Here is a 20,869-nt window from a genome sequence, read left to right on the forward strand (position 1 = left end):
AACGAAGCTACTGATTATCAGCAAATAATAAAGGAGATTTTTTTCATGCAATTTTTCCTGACGGTTACGCTTGTTTCCGAATTATACGTGCCGGATTCCCGACTGCAACACAATCGTCGGGTATATCTTTTGTGACGACACTACCCGCCCCTATCACACAGCGACTGCCAATCGTCACACCGGGACAGATGATAGCTCCACCGCCAATCCAGCAATCTTCACCAATCGTCACCGGATAAGCGTATTCCTTAGAGCCTCTCCTTTCCAGATAATCCATCGGATGATGCGGAGTGTAAATCTGTACACAGGGGCCAATCAACGTATGAGCGCCAATCGTGATATATCCGCCATCCAGGAATGTACAATTGGCATTGACAAAAACGTGCTCGCCCAGTTTGATTCCATCTCCATGATCACAATGGAAAGGCGGACAGATAATCGATGTCTCAGGTATCCCGGGCACTAATTCTTCCAATAGCTTTCTGTATCCGTCTTCGTATGTACTCATTCCTCCCATACGAGCCAGCAGTGCTTTGGCATGCGCAAAACGTTCTTGTATTTCCGGCACAGCCATATCGGCCAACCGGCTGCTACGCATTTTTTCTACTTCTGTCATACATTATATTTCTTTACCATTAGTAAACACAAACTTTTTCTCATCCGAAAGAGACTCATTAAACTCGAATCCTTCCCAAGAGAAATGTTTCAGTTCTTCCGGATTTTCTATTTTATTCTTTAGAACGAAACGTGTCATTTCACCACGCGACATCTTTATATAGATAACAACCGAAGCCCACTTCCCGTTTTTCCACACCTGAAACTCCGGAGTAATGACACGTACTTCTTTTTCTACCCGCTTCCAGTCGAACAGGCTTTTCATCTCATCACTTGCCAAATTGCAGAGTATACCACCCGCGTTCTTTATATCTTCTATGAATATATCCGTCAGACGGGACTGCCAATAAGAGAACATAGTCTGATTCCCCAATTCCGGCAACACGACATCCCCCTCCAACCGATAAGAACGGATAATATCCAGCGGCCTCAACAAGCCGTAACAGAATGAAGTCAACCGTAGATGTTCCTGTGCATATTCAAATTCTTCTTTGGAGAAATCTTTCGCATTCAAACGCTTGAACACAATTCCGGTGTAAGCCAACAAGGCCGGAAGTTCCGGAGTGCCTTCCGCATGAAAAACCTGATAACGCCTATAATTCTCCACAGCTATCTTTGCGTTTACACGCAACAGACGTTCCAACTCGTCCACTGAGAACTGCGACATCTGCAAAGCTATCTCGGACGCTTCTTTTTGAAAACGCGGAACTGTGTTCAAAGGAGCTTTCATCTTTGAAGTCTCACTCATAGTCTTGGCGCAGGATAGAAGTACTAACATGATGAATCCTATTTTATCTACAACTCCCTCCTTGAACAAGCCAAAGAGGGAGTCTTACTTAGTTTAATATACCATACCGCTCAAGCAGTTTTTATTTGTATTCTTGCCAGCTCTTAATCTGAATATCATTCAATTTCAAGTCACAGAATGCTTCGATAAAGGCACTTGCCAGACGAGCGTTTGTAATCAACGGGATGTTATGGTCAATAGCGCCACGACGGATACGGTAACCATTTGTCAATTCACGTTTACTATGATTCTTCGGAATGTTGACGATCAAATCAAACTTGTGATCGGCAATCATCTTCATCACGTTATTTTCCGCACCCGGTTTTTCATCCGGCCAATAAACCGGAGTAGTATCCACACCATGAGCATTCAGGAAGGCTGCGGTTCCGGCAGTAGCGTAGATCTGATATCCCTTAGCGAATAACATACGGCTGGCATCCAGCAAATCAACCTTTGACTTCATAGCACCGGAAGAGAACATCACTGCTTTTTCAGGAATCTTGAAGCCGGTAGCAATCATTGCATTCAACAATGCTTCAGAGAAATCATCACCGATACATCCCACTTCACCCGTAGAAGACATATCCACACCCAATACCGGGTCAGCCTTGTGCAAACGGGAGAAAGAGAACTGAGATGCTTTTACACCAATCCAATCGATATCGAATGCAGATTTATCCGGACGTGAGTACGGAGCATCCAGCATGATGCGGGTAGCCGTTTCAATGAAGTTACGTTTCAGTACCTTAGAAACAAACGGGAAGCTACGAGAAGCACGCAAGTTACACTCGATTACTTTCACCTCATTGTTACGGGCCAAGAACTGAATATTGAACGGGCCGGAGATATTGAGTTCTTTGGCAATCTGACGGCTGATCTTCTTGATACGACGTGCTGTTGCAAAATAAATCTTCTGAGCCGGGAACACCAGTGTAGCGTCACCGGAGTGAACGCCTGCAAATTCCACATGTTCGGAGATTGCGTACTCTACTACTTCACCGTTCTGGGCAACCGCGTCAAACTCAATCTCTTTTGTATTTTCAAGGAATTGAGAAACAACCACCGGATATTCTTTAGAAACTTCGGCAGCCATCTTCAAGAAATTCTCCAGTTCCTCGTCATCGTAGCAAACATTCATTGCAGCTCCCGAAAGCACGTAAGAAGGACGAACCAATACCGGATAGCCTACTTTTTCTACGAATCCTTTGACATCCTCAAGGCTCGTCAGCTCTTGCCAAGCCGGCTGGTCGATACCCAGTTGATCAAGCATAGCGGAGAATTTGTTACGATTCTCGGCGCGGTCGATCGAGATTGGAGAAGTACCCAATACAGGAACCGACTGACGGTAAAGTTTCATGGCCAGGTTGTTCGGAATCTGTCCACCTACGGAAACAATCACGCCGCGAGGCTGTTCAAGATCGATTACGTCGAGCACACGTTCAAAAGAAAGTTCATCGAAGTACAGACGGTCGCACATATCATAGTCTGTAGAAACTGTTTCCGGGTTGTAGTTAATCATAATTGATTTATAGCCCAGCTTACGAGCGGTCTGAACTGCATTCACCGAACACCAGTCAAACTCAACCGAGCTACCGATGCGATAAGCACCCGATCCCAACACGACTACTGATTTTTCGTTCTTATAATAGTTTACATCATAACCTTCCACTGCATATGTCATATACAGATAGTTGGTCAGTTCCGGATGTTCGGAAGCAACTGTATTGATACGTTTTACAGCCGGAAGGATACCCATAGATTTACGATGAGCACGTACCGCCAAGTTTTCTTTCTCCATATTTCCTGTCGGATTCAGAACAAAACGTGCGATCTGGAAGTCAGAGAAACCTAAAATCTTTGCTTCACGCATTACATCAGCCGGAATATCTTCTACCTTATTATAAGTAGATAACTTAGCTTTATAATCAACAATATTTTTTAGTTTGCCGAGGAACCAAGGATCAATCTTTGTCAGATCATGGATACGTTCGATAGTGTATCCTTCTTCCATAGCCTGCGCAATGGAGAAGATACGCAAGTCGGTCGGACGTGAAAGTTCCTTATCGAGATCGTCGAAATGGAGTTCGTCATTACCTACGAAACCATGCATACCCTGTCCAATCATACGAAGACCTTTCTGAATGATTTCTTCGAAAGAACGACCGATAGACATGATCTCACCTACCGACTTCATGCTCGAACCGATTTCACGAGATACACCGGCAAACTTCGTCAAGTCCCAACGAGGGATCTTACAGATATAATAGTCAAGCTGAGGAGCAACATATGCAGAGTTAGGAGTTCCCATCTCACCAATCTGGTCGAGCGAGTAACCCAAAGCAATCTTGGCTGCGACAAATGCCAACGGATAACCGGTAGCCTTAGAAGCCAAAGCGGAAGAACGGCTCAAACGAGCGTTTACTTCAATCACACGGTAATCATCCGTATCAGAGTTGAAAGCATATTGAATATTACATTCACCTACGATACCTAAATGGCGGATACATTTTGTAGAAAGCTCCTGCAACATTTTCAGTTCCTTGTCGTCCAGTGAGCAAGTCGGAGCAACAACGATAGACTCACCGGTATGAATGCCCAGAGGGTCGAAGTTTTCCATGCTCGCTACTGTAAAACAGTGGTCATTAGCGTCACGGATTACCTCAAACTCTATTTCTTTCCAGCCCTTCAAAGACTCTTCAACAAGAATTTGTTTAGAGAACGCAAATGAACTTTCAGCCAGCTTAAGGAATTCTTCCTCATTAGCGCAAATACCGCTACCAAGACCTCCCAGCGCATAAGCCGAGCGCACCATAACCGGATAGCCAATCTTACGGGCAGCAGCAATCGCGTCTTCCATACTTTCTACAGCTTGGCTGACAGGAGTTTTCATACTGATTTCATCGAGCTTCTTCACGAACAGATCGCGGTCTTCAGTATACATGATAGCCTCAACAGACGTACCAAGCACTTTTACTCCATATTTATCAAGAATACCCTGTGTATAGAGTTCTGCCCCGCAGTTCAATGCGGTCTGTCCGCCAAATGCCAACAGAATACCGTCCGGACGTTCCTTCTTGATAATTTCTTCTACGAAATAAGTAGTTACGGGAAGGAAATACACTTTATCGGCAATGCCTTCAGAAGTCTGAATGGTTGCGATGTTCGGGTTTACCAATACTGAGCTGATACCTTCTTCTTTCAAAGCTTTCAGTGCTTGTGAGCCTGAGTAGTCGAACTCTCCGGCTTGTCCGATTTTGAGTGCTCCAGAACCCAAAACGAGAACTTTCTTGATTTCCTTTTCCATTTCTTTTGTTGTTATAATAAGTTGTTATTTCTAAGTTCGTCCATAAAAAAAATGCGTTACCCTCAAAAAAGGATTAACGCATTACCAAAGAACTAAAATATCGTTTTTGGAGAAAAAAGAAGAAGCCTGCCGTTTCCGGGTGCAAAACATCCGAATGTAGATAATACTTACTTCTGATTTCCTGTTGATTCATTGTCGGTTCCAAAATTTTTGCAAAGTAACGACATATTTTGCAAATGGCAAAAAGAAACGTCTACTTTTTTACAGTGAAGTGCTCCCATTTTGATACATCTTTCAGTTTTTATCCGTATCTTTGTCGCTAAATAGATATTAATAAGGTAATAACAATGGGAAAAGAAAAAATAATATTGACGGGCGACCGTCCTACCGGAAGACTTCATATCGGTCACTATGTAGGTTCGTTGAAACGCAGAGTGGAGTTACAAGACGCGGGTGATTATAGCAAGATGTTTATCTTCATTGCCGATTCGCAGGCATTGACTGACAATATAGACAATCCGGAGAAAGTACGTCAGAATGTTATTGAGGTTGCCCTCGACTATCTGGCTTGCGGAATCGATCCTTCCAAAGCGACCATCTTTATTCAGTCGCAAATACCGGAACTGTGCGAACTTAGTTTCTATTATATGGACCTTGTAAGCGTATCCCGACTGCAACGTAACCCGACTGTGAAATCGGAAATCCAGATGCGTAACTTTGAAGCAAGTATTCCTGTAGGTTTCTTCACTTATCCTATCAGCCAGGCAGCGGACATCACAGCATTCCGTGCAACAACTGTCCCTGTGGGTGAAGACCAGGAACCGATGCTCGAACAGGCTCGTGAAATCGTTCGCCGTTTCAACTATATATATGGTGAGACATTGGTAGAACCGGAAATCCTGTTGCCGGACAATGCAGCCTGCCTGCGTCTTCCGGGAACTGACGGTAAAGCTAAAATGAGTAAATCACTCGGAAACTGCATCTACCTTTCGGAAGAACCGGAAGAAATCCAGAAGAAGATTATGAGTATGTATACCGATCCGGGACATCTCCGTGTACAAGACCCGGGAAAGATTGAAGGTAACACCGTATTCACTTACCTTGACGCTTTCTGCCTCCCCGAACATTTCGAACGCTACTTACCGGATTATCCGAATCTGGCAGAATTGAAAGCACATTATCAACGCGGCGGACTGGGCGACGTAAAAGTGAAACGTTTCCTGAACTCTATTATGCAAGAAATACTTGAACCGATTCGCAATCGCCGCAAAGAATTCAGCAAAGATATTCCCGCTGTCTACGAAATGCTCCAAAAAGGATGTGAAGTGGCAAGAGCTACCGCAGCCGAGACATTGGCTGATGTAAAGAAAGCAATGAAGATCAATTACTTCGATGATAAAGAACTGATCGAAGAACAGGTAAAACGCTTCTCTCAGGAATAAGAGATTATCAGAGAGTGTGTCATAATGAATAATAAAACTCTCCTACAACTAAAAAAGTCCGGGTCCACTTGCCCGGACTTTTTGTTTCTATGAAAAGCTAGATAAATCCATTAATTTATAAACTCTATCCAATAAAAGTAAGAAGCAATTTGAAAAATTCTGTATCTTCGTAATAAAAACGTAAAACCTGCAAGAAGTATGATTACCAATCGGGAAGAAGTGCTGGAAAAGGCCTTTAAGGTATTTGTCAAAATGAACTACGAGAAAGCCAGCTTTACAGAGATTGCGAAAGCCTGCGGACTATCAAGAGCAGGCATCATCCACTACTTTCCATACAAATTAGATTTATTTGTAGCAGTAGTGGACAAATTTGTATTTCAAATCCATCATCCGAATAATAAGTTCGATGTAAAAGAATGTACCTTAAAAGATTTTATCGAACTGTATTTGAAAGGTGTAACCGCTACCATGAAGCGATTGGTGGAATTAATAGATGACGGTGACAATCCTTATGATTCTTGTCCCAACTTTTACTATTTTCACTTCTTCACACAGGTCAGGATGTACTATCCCAATATCCGGAAACAGATACCCAAGTTTTATGAACAAGATTATCATTTGTGGACTACCATTATACAACAAGCAAAAGATAGTGGAGAAATACGTCCTGATACAGATGTGAAGAAGGCGGCAACCATGTTCCGTCAAATGTATTTCGGTCTGTCTTATGAGCAATCATTCTTAAACGGATTGGATGTCGATCTTCTTGCTGAAAATTTCCGTTATATTTACTCATTACTGAAATGATAAGCCACTGATAAAGTGTACATTGACAGAAAGTTAAGCAAAAACCAAACAATTGTATGGTTTTTGCTTAACTTTTTTATATATTTGCGCCTAAGTCAATAACTTAAAAAGATAAATTATGCCAATTTACACACTCATTCCCATCGTTTTTATCGCCCTATATTTAGGGTATTGGTTCTATATAAAGAACAAGAACTCACAACAAGCTCAAATTGTCAGCAACACTGATTTCAAAGCAGAATTTGCAAATGCCGAGAAGTATAAAAACCACTTCCTGACTTCCGAACTACCTTTCTTAAAGAAAGCGATGGAACAGGAAAAGATTGATGCTTTCAACTATGCCAGCAATGAATATGGGGTAGCTTCTGCCCTCAAAGACGGAGTAAAAGATAAATTAAAAGGAATGGCAACTTTGGGAGCAGTACGTTTCACCACAGTGCAAACACCTAAATATCTCGTACTAAGCGGAAAAAACTTACATTTATTCGACACAGATACGGACGGTGAGATCGATCGGCACTTTATCTTCGATGCAGCACGTCTTGAGAATTCCAGACTTACCAAACTTCCACTGACCGGTTCGGTACAGGCACAGGCTCAAGCTCGTGGAAATAACATAAAAGCCTATAAGTTATCACTACAGACTGATGACAAACCTGTCGAACTCATCATCTACTCTTGCTTGATTTTTACAAATATTGCAGAAATACCAACGAATCCCCAAGAGACAATAGAAGCCATTATCATAGCAAATGATTTTTTGAAACAACTAGGCGACCTGTATCCGAACCTAAAAGTTTCACTTCCGATATTCGACTAAAAGAAAAATATAGGAGAGAAAAATAAAACTGTATTCAACAGGGTAACTAATAAAAAGACGGCTGAAAGCGAGAACACCTACTTTCAGGTTTCGCTTTCAGCCGTTTTTCTTTTTTCAGCAAGCGACTATAAAGAATCGTTGAATGCTGAAATCATTTCGTTACTGTGCTGATTCTACCAATACTACACGGTTCAGAATCGGTTGACCGAATTTATCGACACCACCACCGGCAGCAACTTTCAGTCTATCGGCAGAAATGCCATACTTCTTGACGAGCAAATCTTTAACAACTTGTGCACGTTCCAGACTCAACTTCTGGTTGAAAGCCGGAGTACCGGTTGCAGAGTCTGCATATCCATTGATTGTGTACGTAGTATTCGGAGATTCTTTTATCTTATTAGCAAGGTATGACAAGTTCATTTCTTCTTGCGGAGACAACTTATCAGAGCCAATCTTGAAGAATACGGTACGTGGAGCAATGTTAGTATCTGCAATCACAACTTCTTCAGTGTCTTCTATTTCCACCGGTTGTTGTGCGTTAGCCAACTGCTGTTGCAACTGCAGATTAGCGGCAGCCATCGCATTCATCTGATCACGCATCTGACTTAATTCGATTTCAGAGATAATCTGTGGTACAGGACGTTGGAATCCACGAGTCGGGAAATAATAGGTTACACCTACAGTAGCACCTAAGATACCGTCATAGTCACGTTTACCTCCGTGTTCACCGTCAAACTTACCTTCCAGTCCTGTTGCACTCAATTCCAAATTCAAATCGACAGCATTCGACAAGCGGAAACGGTTGATGATACCTGCATTGAAAGTAGCCGAGTTGGTATGAGGACGAGTATAGGAGTGAGCCCAACCTGCACCGATATAAGGTATGATCTCATAAATACGATCCGGATTATATCCACCGAATAATGCATTTAAGTTAATCATCAAATCACCGTGAAGGTTCATATAATCCCATCTCTGTTTGTAAGAACCATCTTCTCTCGGGCCACCGACTACATAATCGGCCGTTTCATTCATTGTGAATCCCTTAGCTTGCAGTCCGCTGTATTGCAAACGTACACCAAAACCCGGAGTCACCCATTTGCCGACAGATACATTAAAAGTAGGAGCGACACGGTCTCTGAATTTGCCGATATGGTCATTGTTGCCATACAGCACCTGAGCACCACCTCCTACAGAGAAGAACCAGTTACTCCAAAATGGATTGGTTATTACTTGATATTTATCCTGTACCTGAATCACTTCGTATTCAGTTACCGTCATAGTCTGCTGCGCAGAAGCGACAGACGCAACGCCGGCAAAAGCCAGCAACATCAGAATCTTTTTCATATACCTAATAGTTAAGTGGTTATTTAAATCTTTTTCTTTGTTTAACTAATTAAATAACACGAACCGAACTAAAAGGTTTTATGAATAGAAAAAATAATTTGTTTTATTTGAATAAACGTTCGATATCTTCCTCTTTGATCGTTGTCAGCACTGTTTTCCCATCCGGGGTGTAATTCGGTGAAGGACAGGCAAAAAGATTATCGACAAGGCTTACCATCTCTTCATTGCTCAATACTTGTCCGTAAACGATTGCCGCCGCACGCGCCAATGTTAAAGCCAATATATTTTGGATTTCTTCCTTTACATCGTTTCCTTTTTCCATTGCCGTATGCAGCATATTACGCACCAATTCAACCGGATTCAACCCTTCGATACCCGATGGAATGCCATTTATAGCATAACTTCCGCCACCTAAATTACTCAAATCAAAACCTACCGCTGCCAAATCATCCATGATACCTTGCAACACGGCTGCTTCCGAAGCCGGCAACTGCAATATCTCCGGGAAGAGAACGCCTTGAGATACTCCTTGTTTCTGCTGGATCTGTTCCATATAACGGTCGAAAAGTACTCGGATATGTGCCCGGTGCTGATCGATAAGCATCAAACCGGATTTCACAGAAGTCAGAATGAAGCGCCCTTTAAATTGCAAATGTTGGTTTCCTTTCTCCACCACAGGCTCATCGCCATACAAGGTCGAAGCCATGGATGTCAGCGTTTCTCCCTCTTTTTCCGTAACAAACGATTGTTGTTCACCACTAAAAGGATTTTCCCAGTCTGTCTCAGGCTCGGGCATCGGATTATTCATTTTGCTAGCCTTTGTCAATCCCCCGTATAAATCTTCCCATTCCACTTTGGAGCGACTATATGAACCGCCACTACTGCCTCCGGCCGAAACCTTGAACGGATTATAATCTGAATTATAATGAACTTTAGGAGGTTCGGAAGAGGTGCTCTGCTCAAACGCCGGAATATCGGGCATGTCTTCCGTATCGAAATCAATAGAAGGAATAGCGCTGAACTTACCCAATGACTCTTTGACAGAAGCCGAAAGAATCTGCCAGATAGCCTGTTCATTCTCAAACTTGATTTCTGTTTTTGTCGGATGGATATTCACATCGATATTAGCCGGATCTACTTCAAAATAAATGAAGTAGGAGATCTGTTCACCGGCGGGAATCAACTGCTCATAAGCTTCCATCACCGCCTTGTGAAAGTAAGGATGGCGCATATAACGTCCATTGACAAAGAAATACTGATGTGCACCTTTCTTGCGGGCAGTCTCCGGCTTAGCTACGTATCCGGAGATTTTCACCATCGTAGTATTCACCTCTATATTCAGCAGTTGCTGATTGAGCTTTTTACCGAAAATAGCCATGATACGCTGGCGCAACGGAGATACGGGAAGATTGAAAAGTTCGGAATCATTACTGTAAAGTGAGAAGGCAACTTCCGGATGAACGAGAGCGATCCGTTCAAATTCAGCAAGGATATTACTCAGTTCGGTGGAATTAGCTTTCAGAAACTTACGCCGGGCCGGCACATTAAAGAACAGATTCTTTATAGAGAAATTGCTTCCTTTAGAACAGGAAACAGCTTCCTGACTCTCCACTGTAGAGCCCGCTATCACCAGCTTTGTCCCTAGCTCTTCTGATTCCGGACGTGTCTTCAACTCCACCTGCGCCACTGCGGCTATGGAAGCCAAAGCTTCTCCTCGAAATCCCATCGTGCGCAAAGCAAACAAATCGGAAGCCTCACGTATTTTGGATGTAGCATGGCGTTCGAAAGAAAGACGGGCATCCGTTTCGGACATTCCCTTTCCATCGTCAATAACCTGAATACTCGTTTTCCCCGCATCAGTCACCAGCACATGTATATTTTGCGCCTCTGCATCAATTGCATTCTCCACTAGCTCTTTGACTACAGACGCCGGACGTTGTATCACTTCACCGGCAGCAATCTGATTGGCTACCGAATCCGGCAACAAATGAATAATATCGCTCATACTTCGTAAATTAACAATTAAAAACTCCAACTTCCTGTTGCTAAATAATGCCACAGATAGAGAAGAAAGGCAATGATAATCAATATGATTCCGAAAGAGACCGGCTTGCGGCCACTTGCTTTTCTTCTTTTCAAGTGGGTAGTTCCTTCGATAAACTTACCACGGATATCTTCCGGATTAAATTCTTTCTCCGGCAACATCCCCAAGTCGCGTTTAGCGTTCTCTTCCATCTTGGCGAGTTTCTCTTTACGCTCGTCTACATAAATGTATTGATGATTAAAGCCACGGGGTTTCCTCATCGAATTAAACATTCCCATACTGCTACATATTAATTAAGTTACGCTTATCTGTCTTTGGACGCCTGTCGGTAGTCGGTTTTAACGTTTCTCCCGCACGTTTGCCACGCCAGTTGAAAATATCGTCTTTATTCAACGGACGGACATAGTCAAACCAGGCAAAAGTAGGGAGACGCAGTTTGTCAGGAGGGATTTGGTCCATCGGATACATCGTTCCGTTAGATTTGCCGACAAACAACCCTTTTTCCATTTTCTTATCCTTCATATAAAGATGGAGCACGCTGCCCTCCAAACAGTTAAATCCCGTCATGGTACTGTCTTTCTCTTCCGGATAAAAAGCCGTTTGCACATTACCGACCACCTCGATATGACGCATATCACCATTTATGAAATAAGCTTTCATCTCCTTTCCGGACACTTGATTATAGTGAATGGAGTCCTTCATCTCCACCGTTAATGCCTGATTGATGATATGTGCCCAGTCGATAGTACTGTCGTTCATATAAATCTTGATTTCCTCACCTAATAACTGCTGACCGTCATTCCACAGAATCGGATCGGTATACATGGTCATACAAGAATCTTTCGAATTATAGACCAGTGAATCGCATACTCCTTGCACGTCTGTACGATACATACGTACTTTATGATAAGCTTTCATTAAACGATACAACGAGTCGGTATTCAGATTGTAAGACACCAGCTGCAGAGTATCTCCGTGCATAAAGAGGCTATCCCCCTGTGAGTAGTCGATAGCCACAGCCCGTTTTGTTGCGAAGGCGGAGTCAGTCAATTCATTGTAGAAACAATAATCGCCTGTCAGCATATTCTTATTGATGGTATCCGTCATCTTCACATTGTCGAACGCTTCCCCATAACCGGCAACACGGTCGTAGAACAGACTGTCGCCCACCAATTTCTTTCCTTGATTGGTCAGAATGGAACGGTCCAACAGTTCGGCTTGCTCGGTCAATGTATTATAGAATCCACGCTCGGAGTAGATATGGTTATTGTCACTAACGATGTTTGAAGGACCGAGAATAACCGCGATTTTGTTCTCTGTATTATACCTTAATGTATCGGAAGTCAATACAAACTTCGGGTTAACCAATTTCACGTCATGATTAAACACCGACTGTTTGGTAGCAGGACTATACTCCCCCCAGTCGGAAGTCAGCACATTCTCTTCATCCATCAAAGTCCCTCCCTCGAAGTAATACCCGAGATCATAAAGACGATCATAATTCAAGCTATCCGTCAGCAAAGTCGTATTACGGTTAATCATTTTCACGTTTTCACGGAGTTGCGCAATCTGCGTCATTCCGTCATAATATAGATAATCACCGTAAATGAACAAGGTGTCTCCCTGCTCCATACGAACATTACTGAAAGCCTCTACGGAATTGGTTTTCTCAAAAATCAGCGCACTGTCACAATACATATACATACTGTCATGGCGCATTTTCACATTACCGATCAGTACTTGCACGTCCGGACGAGACAGTTTATCCGCCTGTCCCTCATCCGCATGAAGCAAATAAACCTTTGTCTTTTTATTTTCCGGCTGCTTCTTACTTTCCGACTGTTGCTTATTCGCCGGTTGTTGTTTCTTGTCTGCCGGTTTCTTGGGGTTTTGCGCCACAAGACATACGCCAAACAGGCATAGAAAGCCTATAAGGAGCCATCTATGCCTGTCTTGTTGTTTATCTTTCTTATTTCGTTTCAGCATATAAAATCAAGCTGTTAAACATCAATCCTTCTTCACCCAACCCGGGTATTTGAAGTCACACTTCTGCCAGTTTTCGTTGATACGTACATAGGTATGTTTCTGTTTGTCCAGAATCCATTTTTGTAACATCTCTTCACGACGCTTATCCATTACAATTTCTTTCAAGTCCTGATAGTCTTCCGCAATGGTAGCCTTATGACCATTGATCTTTGTTTTCAACTTCACGATTGCACAAACTTCTTTTCCATCCTTCTCGTTTATCATTGTAAAGGCTTTTGAAATTTCTCCCACATTCATCTTGTCCACAACTTTGGCAACGTCCTGTGGAAGATCCTGCATCTGGAACTTAGAAGTAGTAATACCCGAGTGCTCATTGACATTCACCATGATACCATGGTTGTTACGGGTATCCTTATCTTGTGAGATAACGGCTGCTGCTTCATCAAAAGAAAATTTGTTCGCACGGATATCGTCAGCAATAGAATCCAGACGTGCACAAGCTTCGGTCAGTTCTTTCTCCGATACTTTCGGACGCAACAGGATGTGGCGGGTATTCACACGGTCACCGCGCTTTTCAATCAACTGAATGATGTGATAACCAAATTCCGACTCCACGATCTTGGAAACTTTCTTCGGATCTTGCAAGCTGAATGCTACATTCGCATAGGCCGGATCCATCATACCGCGTCCCATAAATCCACACTCACCACCTTTGATGGCAGAAGCTTTATCCTCAGAATACAAACGCGCCAATGTAGAGAAGTCAATTTCCCCTTTTGTCACACGGTCTGTGTAGTCACGCAATTTCTTCTTCACATCTTCAATTTCCGAGATAGGAATCTTCGGTTGCAACGTGATAATCTGCACTTCCACCTGTGTCGGGATATAAGGAATGCTATCCTGCGGAAGATCTTTGAAGTAACGGCGTACTTCCGCCGGAGTCACCTTGATCTCTCCCACCAATTTCTGCTGCATCTTCTGCACTGTCAACCCGTCACGCGCATTATCACGCAAAGTTTCGCGAATCTGTGTTGAAGTCTTATTGAAGTATTCCTCCATTTTTTCTTTTGAACCGATCTGCTGGATATACATATTGGTCATCATATCTACACGCTGGATAATCTCCGCTTCGGAAACCTCAATACTATCCAACTTAGCTTGATGCAAAAATAATTTCTGCACGGCAATCTCTTCAGGAATCACACAATACGGATCGCCTTCGAATCTGCGTCCATTATACAGGGCATCCATACGAGCCTCTTCTACATCTGATTTCAAAATAGCTTCGTCACCTACTACCCAAACTACTTCATCAACCACATTATCCTGAGCATAAGTTGCCACATTAGCAAATACTGCCAAGACAAGGGTAACAACAAATCTAAAGTTCACAAACTTCTTCATTCTTTGTATTTAATAATTATATATAATCTTCTTGCTTACTGCCTGCTGATAGAGATCATTCTTCACTCGTTCCATAAAATCTACCCGCTTCTGATTGACCAGCAGGTCTTTCACTTCCGGACGGGCAAACTCATACGGTTTTTCCTCTCCCGCTCCACGATAGTCACTCACATTCAGGAAATAACAGAATGCCGTATCTTTCAATTCTATCTGACGGTGTTTATTCACATATTCTTCCGGAGCTTCCACTTTCAACGGAATCATATCCAGCACATCCGTCACGGATACCCATTTGTCGTAAAAGTACTCATATTTCACCGCATTCTGCAAACTATATTTTTCAAGACTTTCAATAGCATCCTGTTTATCAGATTTATACCACCTGCGCACATTATTCAGTTGGGGAGCCGTCAACGGCACTTTGATAAACAACCCCTTAATCAACGGATTCTCCAATTTGAACAGTTCCTTGTTCTGTCCGTAATAATCCGTAATTTCTTGTTCGGAGATATCATTCGTCAACTTCTGGTTTATCAATTCCTGCTGATAAGTATGCATAATCAACGCTTTCCGATAATTTTCCACCAGTTTGTCCACATCGACATTGTCCGGAATATTGTTTGCCGCTTTTTCATACAATAAAATCTCTTCCGCCCAGCTACGAATATAATGCTCGGCGAAGAGAATACTATCATCTTTTGACAACCCGACAGGAAGCACGGACATCAAATCTTCTTTATACAAAAAGTTACCGTCCACCTCTACCAAAGGAGTCTTTCCTTTGTGGTCGCGCTGTTCCTTGCACGCCCCACAACCGAGAAGGGTAATCAGTAAGAGGACTAATATTCGCATTGTCAACTGAAATCTACTTATTTAAGGTACGAAGATAGTGAATAATCGGTTACATCAGTTATTATTAACTGTTTTTAAAACCTCTTGGTTTATTTCAACCTTACCTGCCTCCCTCAATTCCCGCGTCCAGCACGTGTCAAGATAGGTTCTATAATCCTTCCGTACCCGGTCTATTACTTCCCGATAATCATCCGGACCTTTCTGCTTTTTGCCGACAATTACAGTAAAAGGATAAGACAACAAAGGCTCAAAATCTCCGCTCTTAAAAACCAGTTTATCGACATATTTATTCTCTCCGTCGGCAAAGGTTCCCTGTTCAATCTGTATCTTTTTCGCTCCGGATGTATTAAAAGTTTGCCGGAGCTTATCCACCCATTCATCGCTGGGTAACTTCTTCAACATCTTTTTTGCCCGCTTCGCAATCTTTTTATCGGCACAGTGAAGAACAACACCTTTGTAGCGAGGGCTATCCCAGCGGTAATCAGATGAATGAAATTTAAAGTAAGTAGCCAATCCGGCCCGATCATTCATTGCAGGCAACTCTACTTTCTGCCGTGTCATTTCCTTTATAAGATAATCTTCATCCGCTTTTTGCAATGCGTACCGAGCCTCCGGATACTTTTTATCCAAATTTCTACTTTCATAGTCCAATAGAGACTTTGCAACAAATTCCTCAAGTTGACGTTTCACAGTCATAGGATGGGAAGCGGCAAATTGTTTGAACCGACCTCCTGTATACTCCTGCCCATCAATAGCAAACAATGTCCGTTCCGTATCTCCTTTTGTCAACAGTTCCTCTATACCTGTCTGATTCGGAGTATACCTCCACTCCCTTTTCAGTCGCTCTATTACTTTTCCGATCCCCTGATTCCGAATTTCCTTATGCAATATGCGCTGTACAATTCCATCGACTACGTCCTCATACACAGGCAACTCCTTCCGGTCCATGACCTTCAGAATATGGATTCCCGCAGGAGTAAAAAACGGTTCGGAGATTTCTCCCTTCGACAAAGCAAAAGCAATATTTTCAAACTCAACAGTAGTTTGCAATCCTTCAATCCAACGGCTTTGCCTATCATCCGAATAACGTTCCACCAAAGCAGAGAAATCCAATCCGGGCTGATTCCGGATAGCCTGATAAATAGAGTCCATCCGAGCTTTTTCTTCTTCCAAATGTCGGGAAGTTATTGTCTGTGGCAAATACTTAAAAATCTGCATTACTTGCACTTGCCCATTATGTGCTTTCAGTGCCATTTTCTGATAGGAAACACGAGCACAGCTATCTACCGTCTGTTTATCAACCAGATAATCCTCCATCAATTCAATCCGGTTCTCCTCTTGTTGTTTGCGAAAGGCAGCAGTTGTATCAAGTCCGATAGCTTTAGCAGCTTCAACTTTCTGTATTGCCTGAGAAAACAGCAGCGCATATTCTTTAGGGGAAAGCTCCCTCCCCTCACCCGCCCTATAATGATGATACGAATATTCAAATTCCGAACGGGAAACCTCTCTCCCGTTAACACGCATCAGCACAGGATCTTCCTGCGCAAAAGCCAGAATACCAAAGAGACAGGCACATAGCAGCAACAAACATCTTTTCATCATCAATTCTCATTTTACAAACAACAAACGGTGAGCAGCGAACATCTGCTGATTCATACAGCCTGTTCACCGTTCACCGTTAACAGTTCACCGTTTATATTTATTATTCCGGACGACTATAATTAGGCGATTCACTGGTAATCGTCACATCGTGCGGATGGCTTTCCATGACACCTGCATTGGTAATACGGGTAAACTTCGCGTCATGAAGTTTTTCAATATTAGCAGCGCCACAGTATCCCATACCTGCACGTAAACCACCTGTCAATTGATAAATCACTTCAAAAAGCGTACCCTTATAGGGAACACGGGCAGCGATACCTTCCGGAACCAATTTCTTCACGTCAGCCGTTCCACTTTGGAAATAACGGTCTTTTGAGCCATTCTCCATTGCTTCCAATGAACCCATGCCTCGATAGGATTTGAATTTACGACCGTTGAAGATGATTGTATCACCCGGAGACTCTTCCGTTCCGGCAACCAATGATCCGATCATCACACAATATCCACCGGCAGCCAACGCTTTTACCACATCACCCGAATAACGCAAACCACCATCGGCAATCAAAGGAATACCTGTACCTTTCAAGGCTTTCGCTACATCATATACAGCCGACAACTGCGGAACGCCTACGCCTGCAACCACACGAGTAGTACAGATAGAACCCGGACCGATACCGACCTTCACCGCATCAGCACCTGCTTCCACCAATGCTTTCGCAGCTTCTCCGGTAGCAATGTTACCTACTACAATATCAATATCCGGGAAGCGTTTCTTAGCTTCTTTCAGTTTCTCAATCACGTACATCGAATGTCCGTGAGCCGTATCAATGACAATAGCGTCCGCACCTGCATCTACCAAAGCCTGCATACGGTCCAACGTATCGGCAGTAACACCTACACCGGCAGCTACACGCAAACGACCTTTGGCATCTTTACAAGCCATCGGTTTGTCTTTTGCTTTTGTAATGTCTTTATAAGTAACCAGACCGATCAACTTTCCATCCATTCCGACAATCGGAAGTTTCTCAATCTTATGCTTCTGAAGAATCTGGGCAGCAGACTCCAAGTCAGTAGACTGGTTAGTAGTCACCAATTTTTCTTTCGGAGTCATGACAAGATCGATATGCTTAGTCATATCTCTTTCGAAACGTAAGTCTCTGTTGGTAACAATACCTACCAAATAGCCTTCGTCATCTACCACAGGGATACCACCAATCTTGTATTCTGCCATAATGTCCAGAGCGTCTTGAACGGTAGAGCCTCTTTTAATCGTTACAGGGTCATAAATCATACCATTCTCGGCACGCTTCACAATGGCAACTTGTCTTGCCTGTTCTTCGATAGACATATTTTTGTGAATCACTCCGATACCACCTTCACGAGCAATGGCAATAGCCATTTTCGCTTCGGTAACCGTATCCATGGCAGCCGTCACAAAAGGAATTTTTAACTCAATGTTTTTTGAAAACTTTGTCGAGAGATCGACAGTGCGCGGTAAAACTTCAGAATAAGCGGGGATCAACAATACGTCATCGTAAGTCAACCCGTCCATTACAATCTTATCAGCAATAAATGACATAGGGCTATGCGTTTAAAATTTATTGCGTGCAAATATACGCTTTTTATTCAAAACCGCATACCTGCACGCCTATTTTTTCGCTTTTTTTAATTAGCCATTTCAGAGATGAACTTAATACGTACCAAACGGACTTCCTCTTCCGTGAAGTCATCGCCCAGTTCATCAAGCGCATCATCAATCTTATCCGTAGTAGATTCCTTGAAGTAATCGTAGATATCGAGCATATGGTCTTCGTCCATGATCTCTTCCAGGAAATAATCGATATTCAGTTTCGTTCCCGAATAAACAATCGCTTCCACTTCATCCAGCAATTCGCCGAACTCAATTCCTTTAGAAAGAGCGATATCATCCAGCGCCACTTTACGGTCGATAGCCTGAATGATAGACACCTTCATCTTCGATTTATTGGCAACCGTACGTACACGTAAATCTTCGGGACGTTCTATCTCATTCTCTTCACAGTGACGCTTGATCAGTTTACAGAACTCCTCACCATAACGTTTTGCCTTTCCGGCACCCACACCGGGAATGTTCTGCAACTCATCCAATGTTACCGGATAGATAGTAGCCATCGCTTCCAAAGACGGATCCTGGAATATCACGTAGGGCGGAACTTCCAGTTTTTTCGAGAGCTTCTTTCGCAAATCTTTCAACATTGAATAAAGAGCCGGATCCACCGCACAAGAGCCACCGCCACGTGCCGGTGCTTCCTCTTCAGTCTCTTCAAAGTCGTTATCTTCAGTAATCTTGAATGATTTCGGCTTCTTCAGAAATTTGTGTCCCTCTTCCGTTACCTTCAGAAGTCCATAATGTTCCACGTCTTTGCTCAAGTAACCTCCAATCAACGCCTGACGGATCACCGCATTCCACGTCTTGTCCTCTTCGCCCATACCGGAACCGAACGCCTCCAGGTCTTCATGCAAATGAGCCTGTACTTCTGAAGTTTCTCTACCTTGTAGTATGTCTATAATATAATCTGCTTTAAAATTTTCTTTCACCGCGATAATCGCTTCAATCACGGTACACAATAAATCTTGAGCCTCCACTTGTTTTTTAGGGTTTAAACAGTTGTCACAATTTCCACAATTTTCTTCCGTGTACTCCTCACCAAAATAATGTAGTAATGTCTTGCGTCGGCATACGGAAGATTCGGCATAAGCAGCGGTTTCCAACAGAAGCTGCTTACCAATTTCCTGTTCTGCCACAGGTTTGCCTTGCATGAACTTTTCCAGTTTCTGCAAGTCTTTGTTTGTATAAAAGGTTATGCACTGGCCTTCTCCGCCATCTCTACCGGCACGTCCGGTTTCCTGATAATACCCTTCCAGACTCTTCGGAATATCGTAGTGAATCACAAACCTTACATCCGGTTTGTCTATTCCCATACCAAATGCGATAGTCGCCACAATAACGTCTACCTTTTCCATCAGAAAGTCATCCTGATTCTTGGTTCTCGTCACCGAGTCCATCCCTGCATGATAGGGGCGCGCATTGATACCGTTTGCTTGCAGGATTTCAGCAAGTTCTTCCACTCTTTTCCGGCTCAGGCAATAGATGATACCCGATTTCTCCGGATTGTTCTTGATAAACTTGATTATATCCCTGTCGATATTAGCGGTCTTCGCACGTACCTCATAATACAAGTTCGGACGGTTGAACGAGGATTTAAAGACTTGTGCGTCTACCATCCCCAGATTCTTCTGGATATCATGTTGTACCTTCGGTGTTGCCGTTGCTGTAAGCGCAATCAGCGGTGCCTTTCCTATTTCATTGATAATCGGACGGATTCGTCGGTATTCAGGTCGGAAGTCATGTCCCCATTCCGAAATACAGTGGGCTTCGTCCACCGCATAGAACGAGATCTTCACCGAACGCAAAAATTCCACGTTTTCCTCCTTTGTCAGCGACTCAGGTGCCACATATAGTAATTTTGTTTTTCCGGCAAGGATGTCAGACCTCACTTGTTCTATCGCGCCTTTATTCAATGAAGAATTGATGAAATGAGCGATGCCATCCTCTTCACTGAAATTACGCATTGCATCCACCTGGTTTTTCATCAACGCAATAAGCGGAGAAATTACGATTGCCGTACCTTCCATCAAGAGCGAAGGTAACTGATAGCATAAAGATTTCCCGCCACCGGTAGGCATCAGTACAAAGGTATCTTTGCCACTAAGCAAATTCTGAATGATTGCTTCCTGGTTTCCCTTGAACTTATTAAATCCGAAATACTTTTTCAGTTCATCTGTTAAATTAATCTTCCCTGCCATCTTAACTTAGGTT

General features: G+C 43.1%; 15 protein-coding genes. 3 read left to right on the forward strand and 12 right to left on the reverse strand.

The window, feature by feature from the left end:
• Nucleotides 1-64 precede the first annotated feature (64 nt).
• The 3 genes from GD630_RS12425 to carB form a co-directional block, all read right to left on the reverse strand.
• Nucleotides 65-616, reverse strand: coding sequence for a sugar O-acetyltransferase (locus GD630_RS12425; RefSeq protein ID WP_143868404.1), 552 nt, complete (start codon nucleotides 614-616; stop codon nucleotides 65-67).
• Between the two features lie 3 nt (nucleotides 617-619).
• Nucleotides 620-1,393, reverse strand: a complete 774-nt coding sequence (yaaA, locus tag GD630_RS12430) for a peroxide stress protein YaaA (RefSeq protein ID WP_143868406.1) — start codon at nucleotides 1,391-1,393, stop codon at nucleotides 620-622.
• A 91-nt stretch (nucleotides 1,394-1,484) separates the two neighbouring features.
• Nucleotides 1,485-4,706: a carbamoyl-phosphate synthase (glutamine-hydrolyzing) large subunit gene (carB, locus tag GD630_RS12435; protein WP_007749503.1), complete on the reverse strand. Its 3,222-nt coding sequence runs from the start codon at nucleotides 4,704-4,706 to the stop codon at nucleotides 1,485-1,487.
• A gap of 347 nt (nucleotides 4,707-5,053) precedes the next feature.
• On the opposite strand from carB, the gene trpS reads away from it, so the two are divergent.
• The 3 genes from trpS (at nucleotide 5,054) to GD630_RS12450 (ending at nucleotide 7,775) form a co-directional block, all read left to right on the forward strand.
• Nucleotides 5,054-6,148: a tryptophan--tRNA ligase gene (gene trpS / locus GD630_RS12440; protein WP_143868408.1), complete on the forward strand. Its 1,095-nt coding sequence runs from the start codon at nucleotides 5,054-5,056 to the stop codon at nucleotides 6,146-6,148.
• 198 nt (nucleotides 6,149-6,346) lie between these two features.
• Nucleotides 6,347-6,955, forward strand: a complete 609-nt coding sequence (locus GD630_RS12445) for a TetR/AcrR family transcriptional regulator (protein ID WP_143868410.1) — start codon at nucleotides 6,347-6,349, stop codon at nucleotides 6,953-6,955.
• 118 nt (nucleotides 6,956-7,073) lie between these two features.
• Nucleotides 7,074-7,775 carry a hypothetical protein gene (locus tag GD630_RS12450; RefSeq protein ID WP_143868411.1) on the forward strand — a complete coding sequence of 234 codons (702 nt, stop codon included), beginning with the start codon at nucleotides 7,074-7,076 and terminating at the stop codon, nucleotides 7,773-7,775.
• A 159-nt stretch (nucleotides 7,776-7,934) separates the two neighbouring features.
• Here GD630_RS12450 and GD630_RS12455 read toward each other — a convergent pair whose 3' ends face one another.
• From GD630_RS12455 to recQ, 9 genes are all read right to left on the reverse strand, one after another.
• A complete protein-coding gene (locus tag GD630_RS12455; protein ID WP_007764270.1) occupies nucleotides 7,935-9,122 on the reverse strand; it encodes an OmpA family protein in 1,188 nt (395 codons plus the stop codon).
• A 103-nt stretch (nucleotides 9,123-9,225) separates the two neighbouring features.
• Entirely contained in the window at nucleotides 9,226-11,127 is a 1,902-nt protein-coding gene (mutL, locus tag GD630_RS12460; RefSeq protein WP_143868413.1) for a DNA mismatch repair endonuclease MutL, read from the reverse strand.
• A gap of 17 nt (nucleotides 11,128-11,144) precedes the next feature.
• Nucleotides 11,145-11,444, reverse strand: coding sequence for a hypothetical protein (locus GD630_RS12465; protein ID WP_007764266.1), 300 nt, complete (start codon nucleotides 11,442-11,444; stop codon nucleotides 11,145-11,147).
• A 4-nt stretch (nucleotides 11,445-11,448) separates the two neighbouring features.
• Nucleotides 11,449-13,152, reverse strand: coding sequence for an OstA-like protein (locus GD630_RS12470; RefSeq protein ID WP_143868415.1), 1,704 nt, complete (start codon nucleotides 13,150-13,152; stop codon nucleotides 11,449-11,451).
• A gap of 21 nt (nucleotides 13,153-13,173) precedes the next feature.
• Nucleotides 13,174-14,556: a peptidylprolyl isomerase gene (locus GD630_RS12475; RefSeq protein WP_007749541.1), complete on the reverse strand. Its 1,383-nt coding sequence runs from the start codon at nucleotides 14,554-14,556 to the stop codon at nucleotides 13,174-13,176.
• A 9-nt stretch (nucleotides 14,557-14,565) separates the two neighbouring features.
• Entirely contained in the window at nucleotides 14,566-15,408 is an 843-nt protein-coding gene (locus tag GD630_RS12480) for a hypothetical protein (protein WP_007764261.1), read from the reverse strand.
• A gap of 54 nt (nucleotides 15,409-15,462) precedes the next feature.
• Entirely contained in the window at nucleotides 15,463-17,010 is a 1,548-nt protein-coding gene (locus GD630_RS12485; protein WP_143868417.1) for a peptidylprolyl isomerase, read from the reverse strand.
• 100 nt (nucleotides 17,011-17,110) lie between these two features.
• Entirely contained in the window at nucleotides 17,111-18,589 is a 1,479-nt protein-coding gene (gene guaB / locus GD630_RS12490; protein WP_143868419.1) for an IMP dehydrogenase, read from the reverse strand.
• Nucleotides 18,590-18,675: 86 nt separating this feature from the next.
• Nucleotides 18,676-20,856, reverse strand: coding sequence for a DNA helicase RecQ (recQ, locus tag GD630_RS12495; RefSeq protein ID WP_143868421.1), 2,181 nt, complete (start codon nucleotides 20,854-20,856; stop codon nucleotides 18,676-18,678).
• Nucleotides 20,857-20,869 lie beyond the last annotated feature (13 nt).

The sequence above is a fragment of the Bacteroides zhangwenhongii genome (assembly GCF_009193325.2).
GTDB classification, from domain to species: Bacteria; Bacteroidota; Bacteroidia; order Bacteroidales; family Bacteroidaceae; genus Bacteroides; species Bacteroides zhangwenhongii.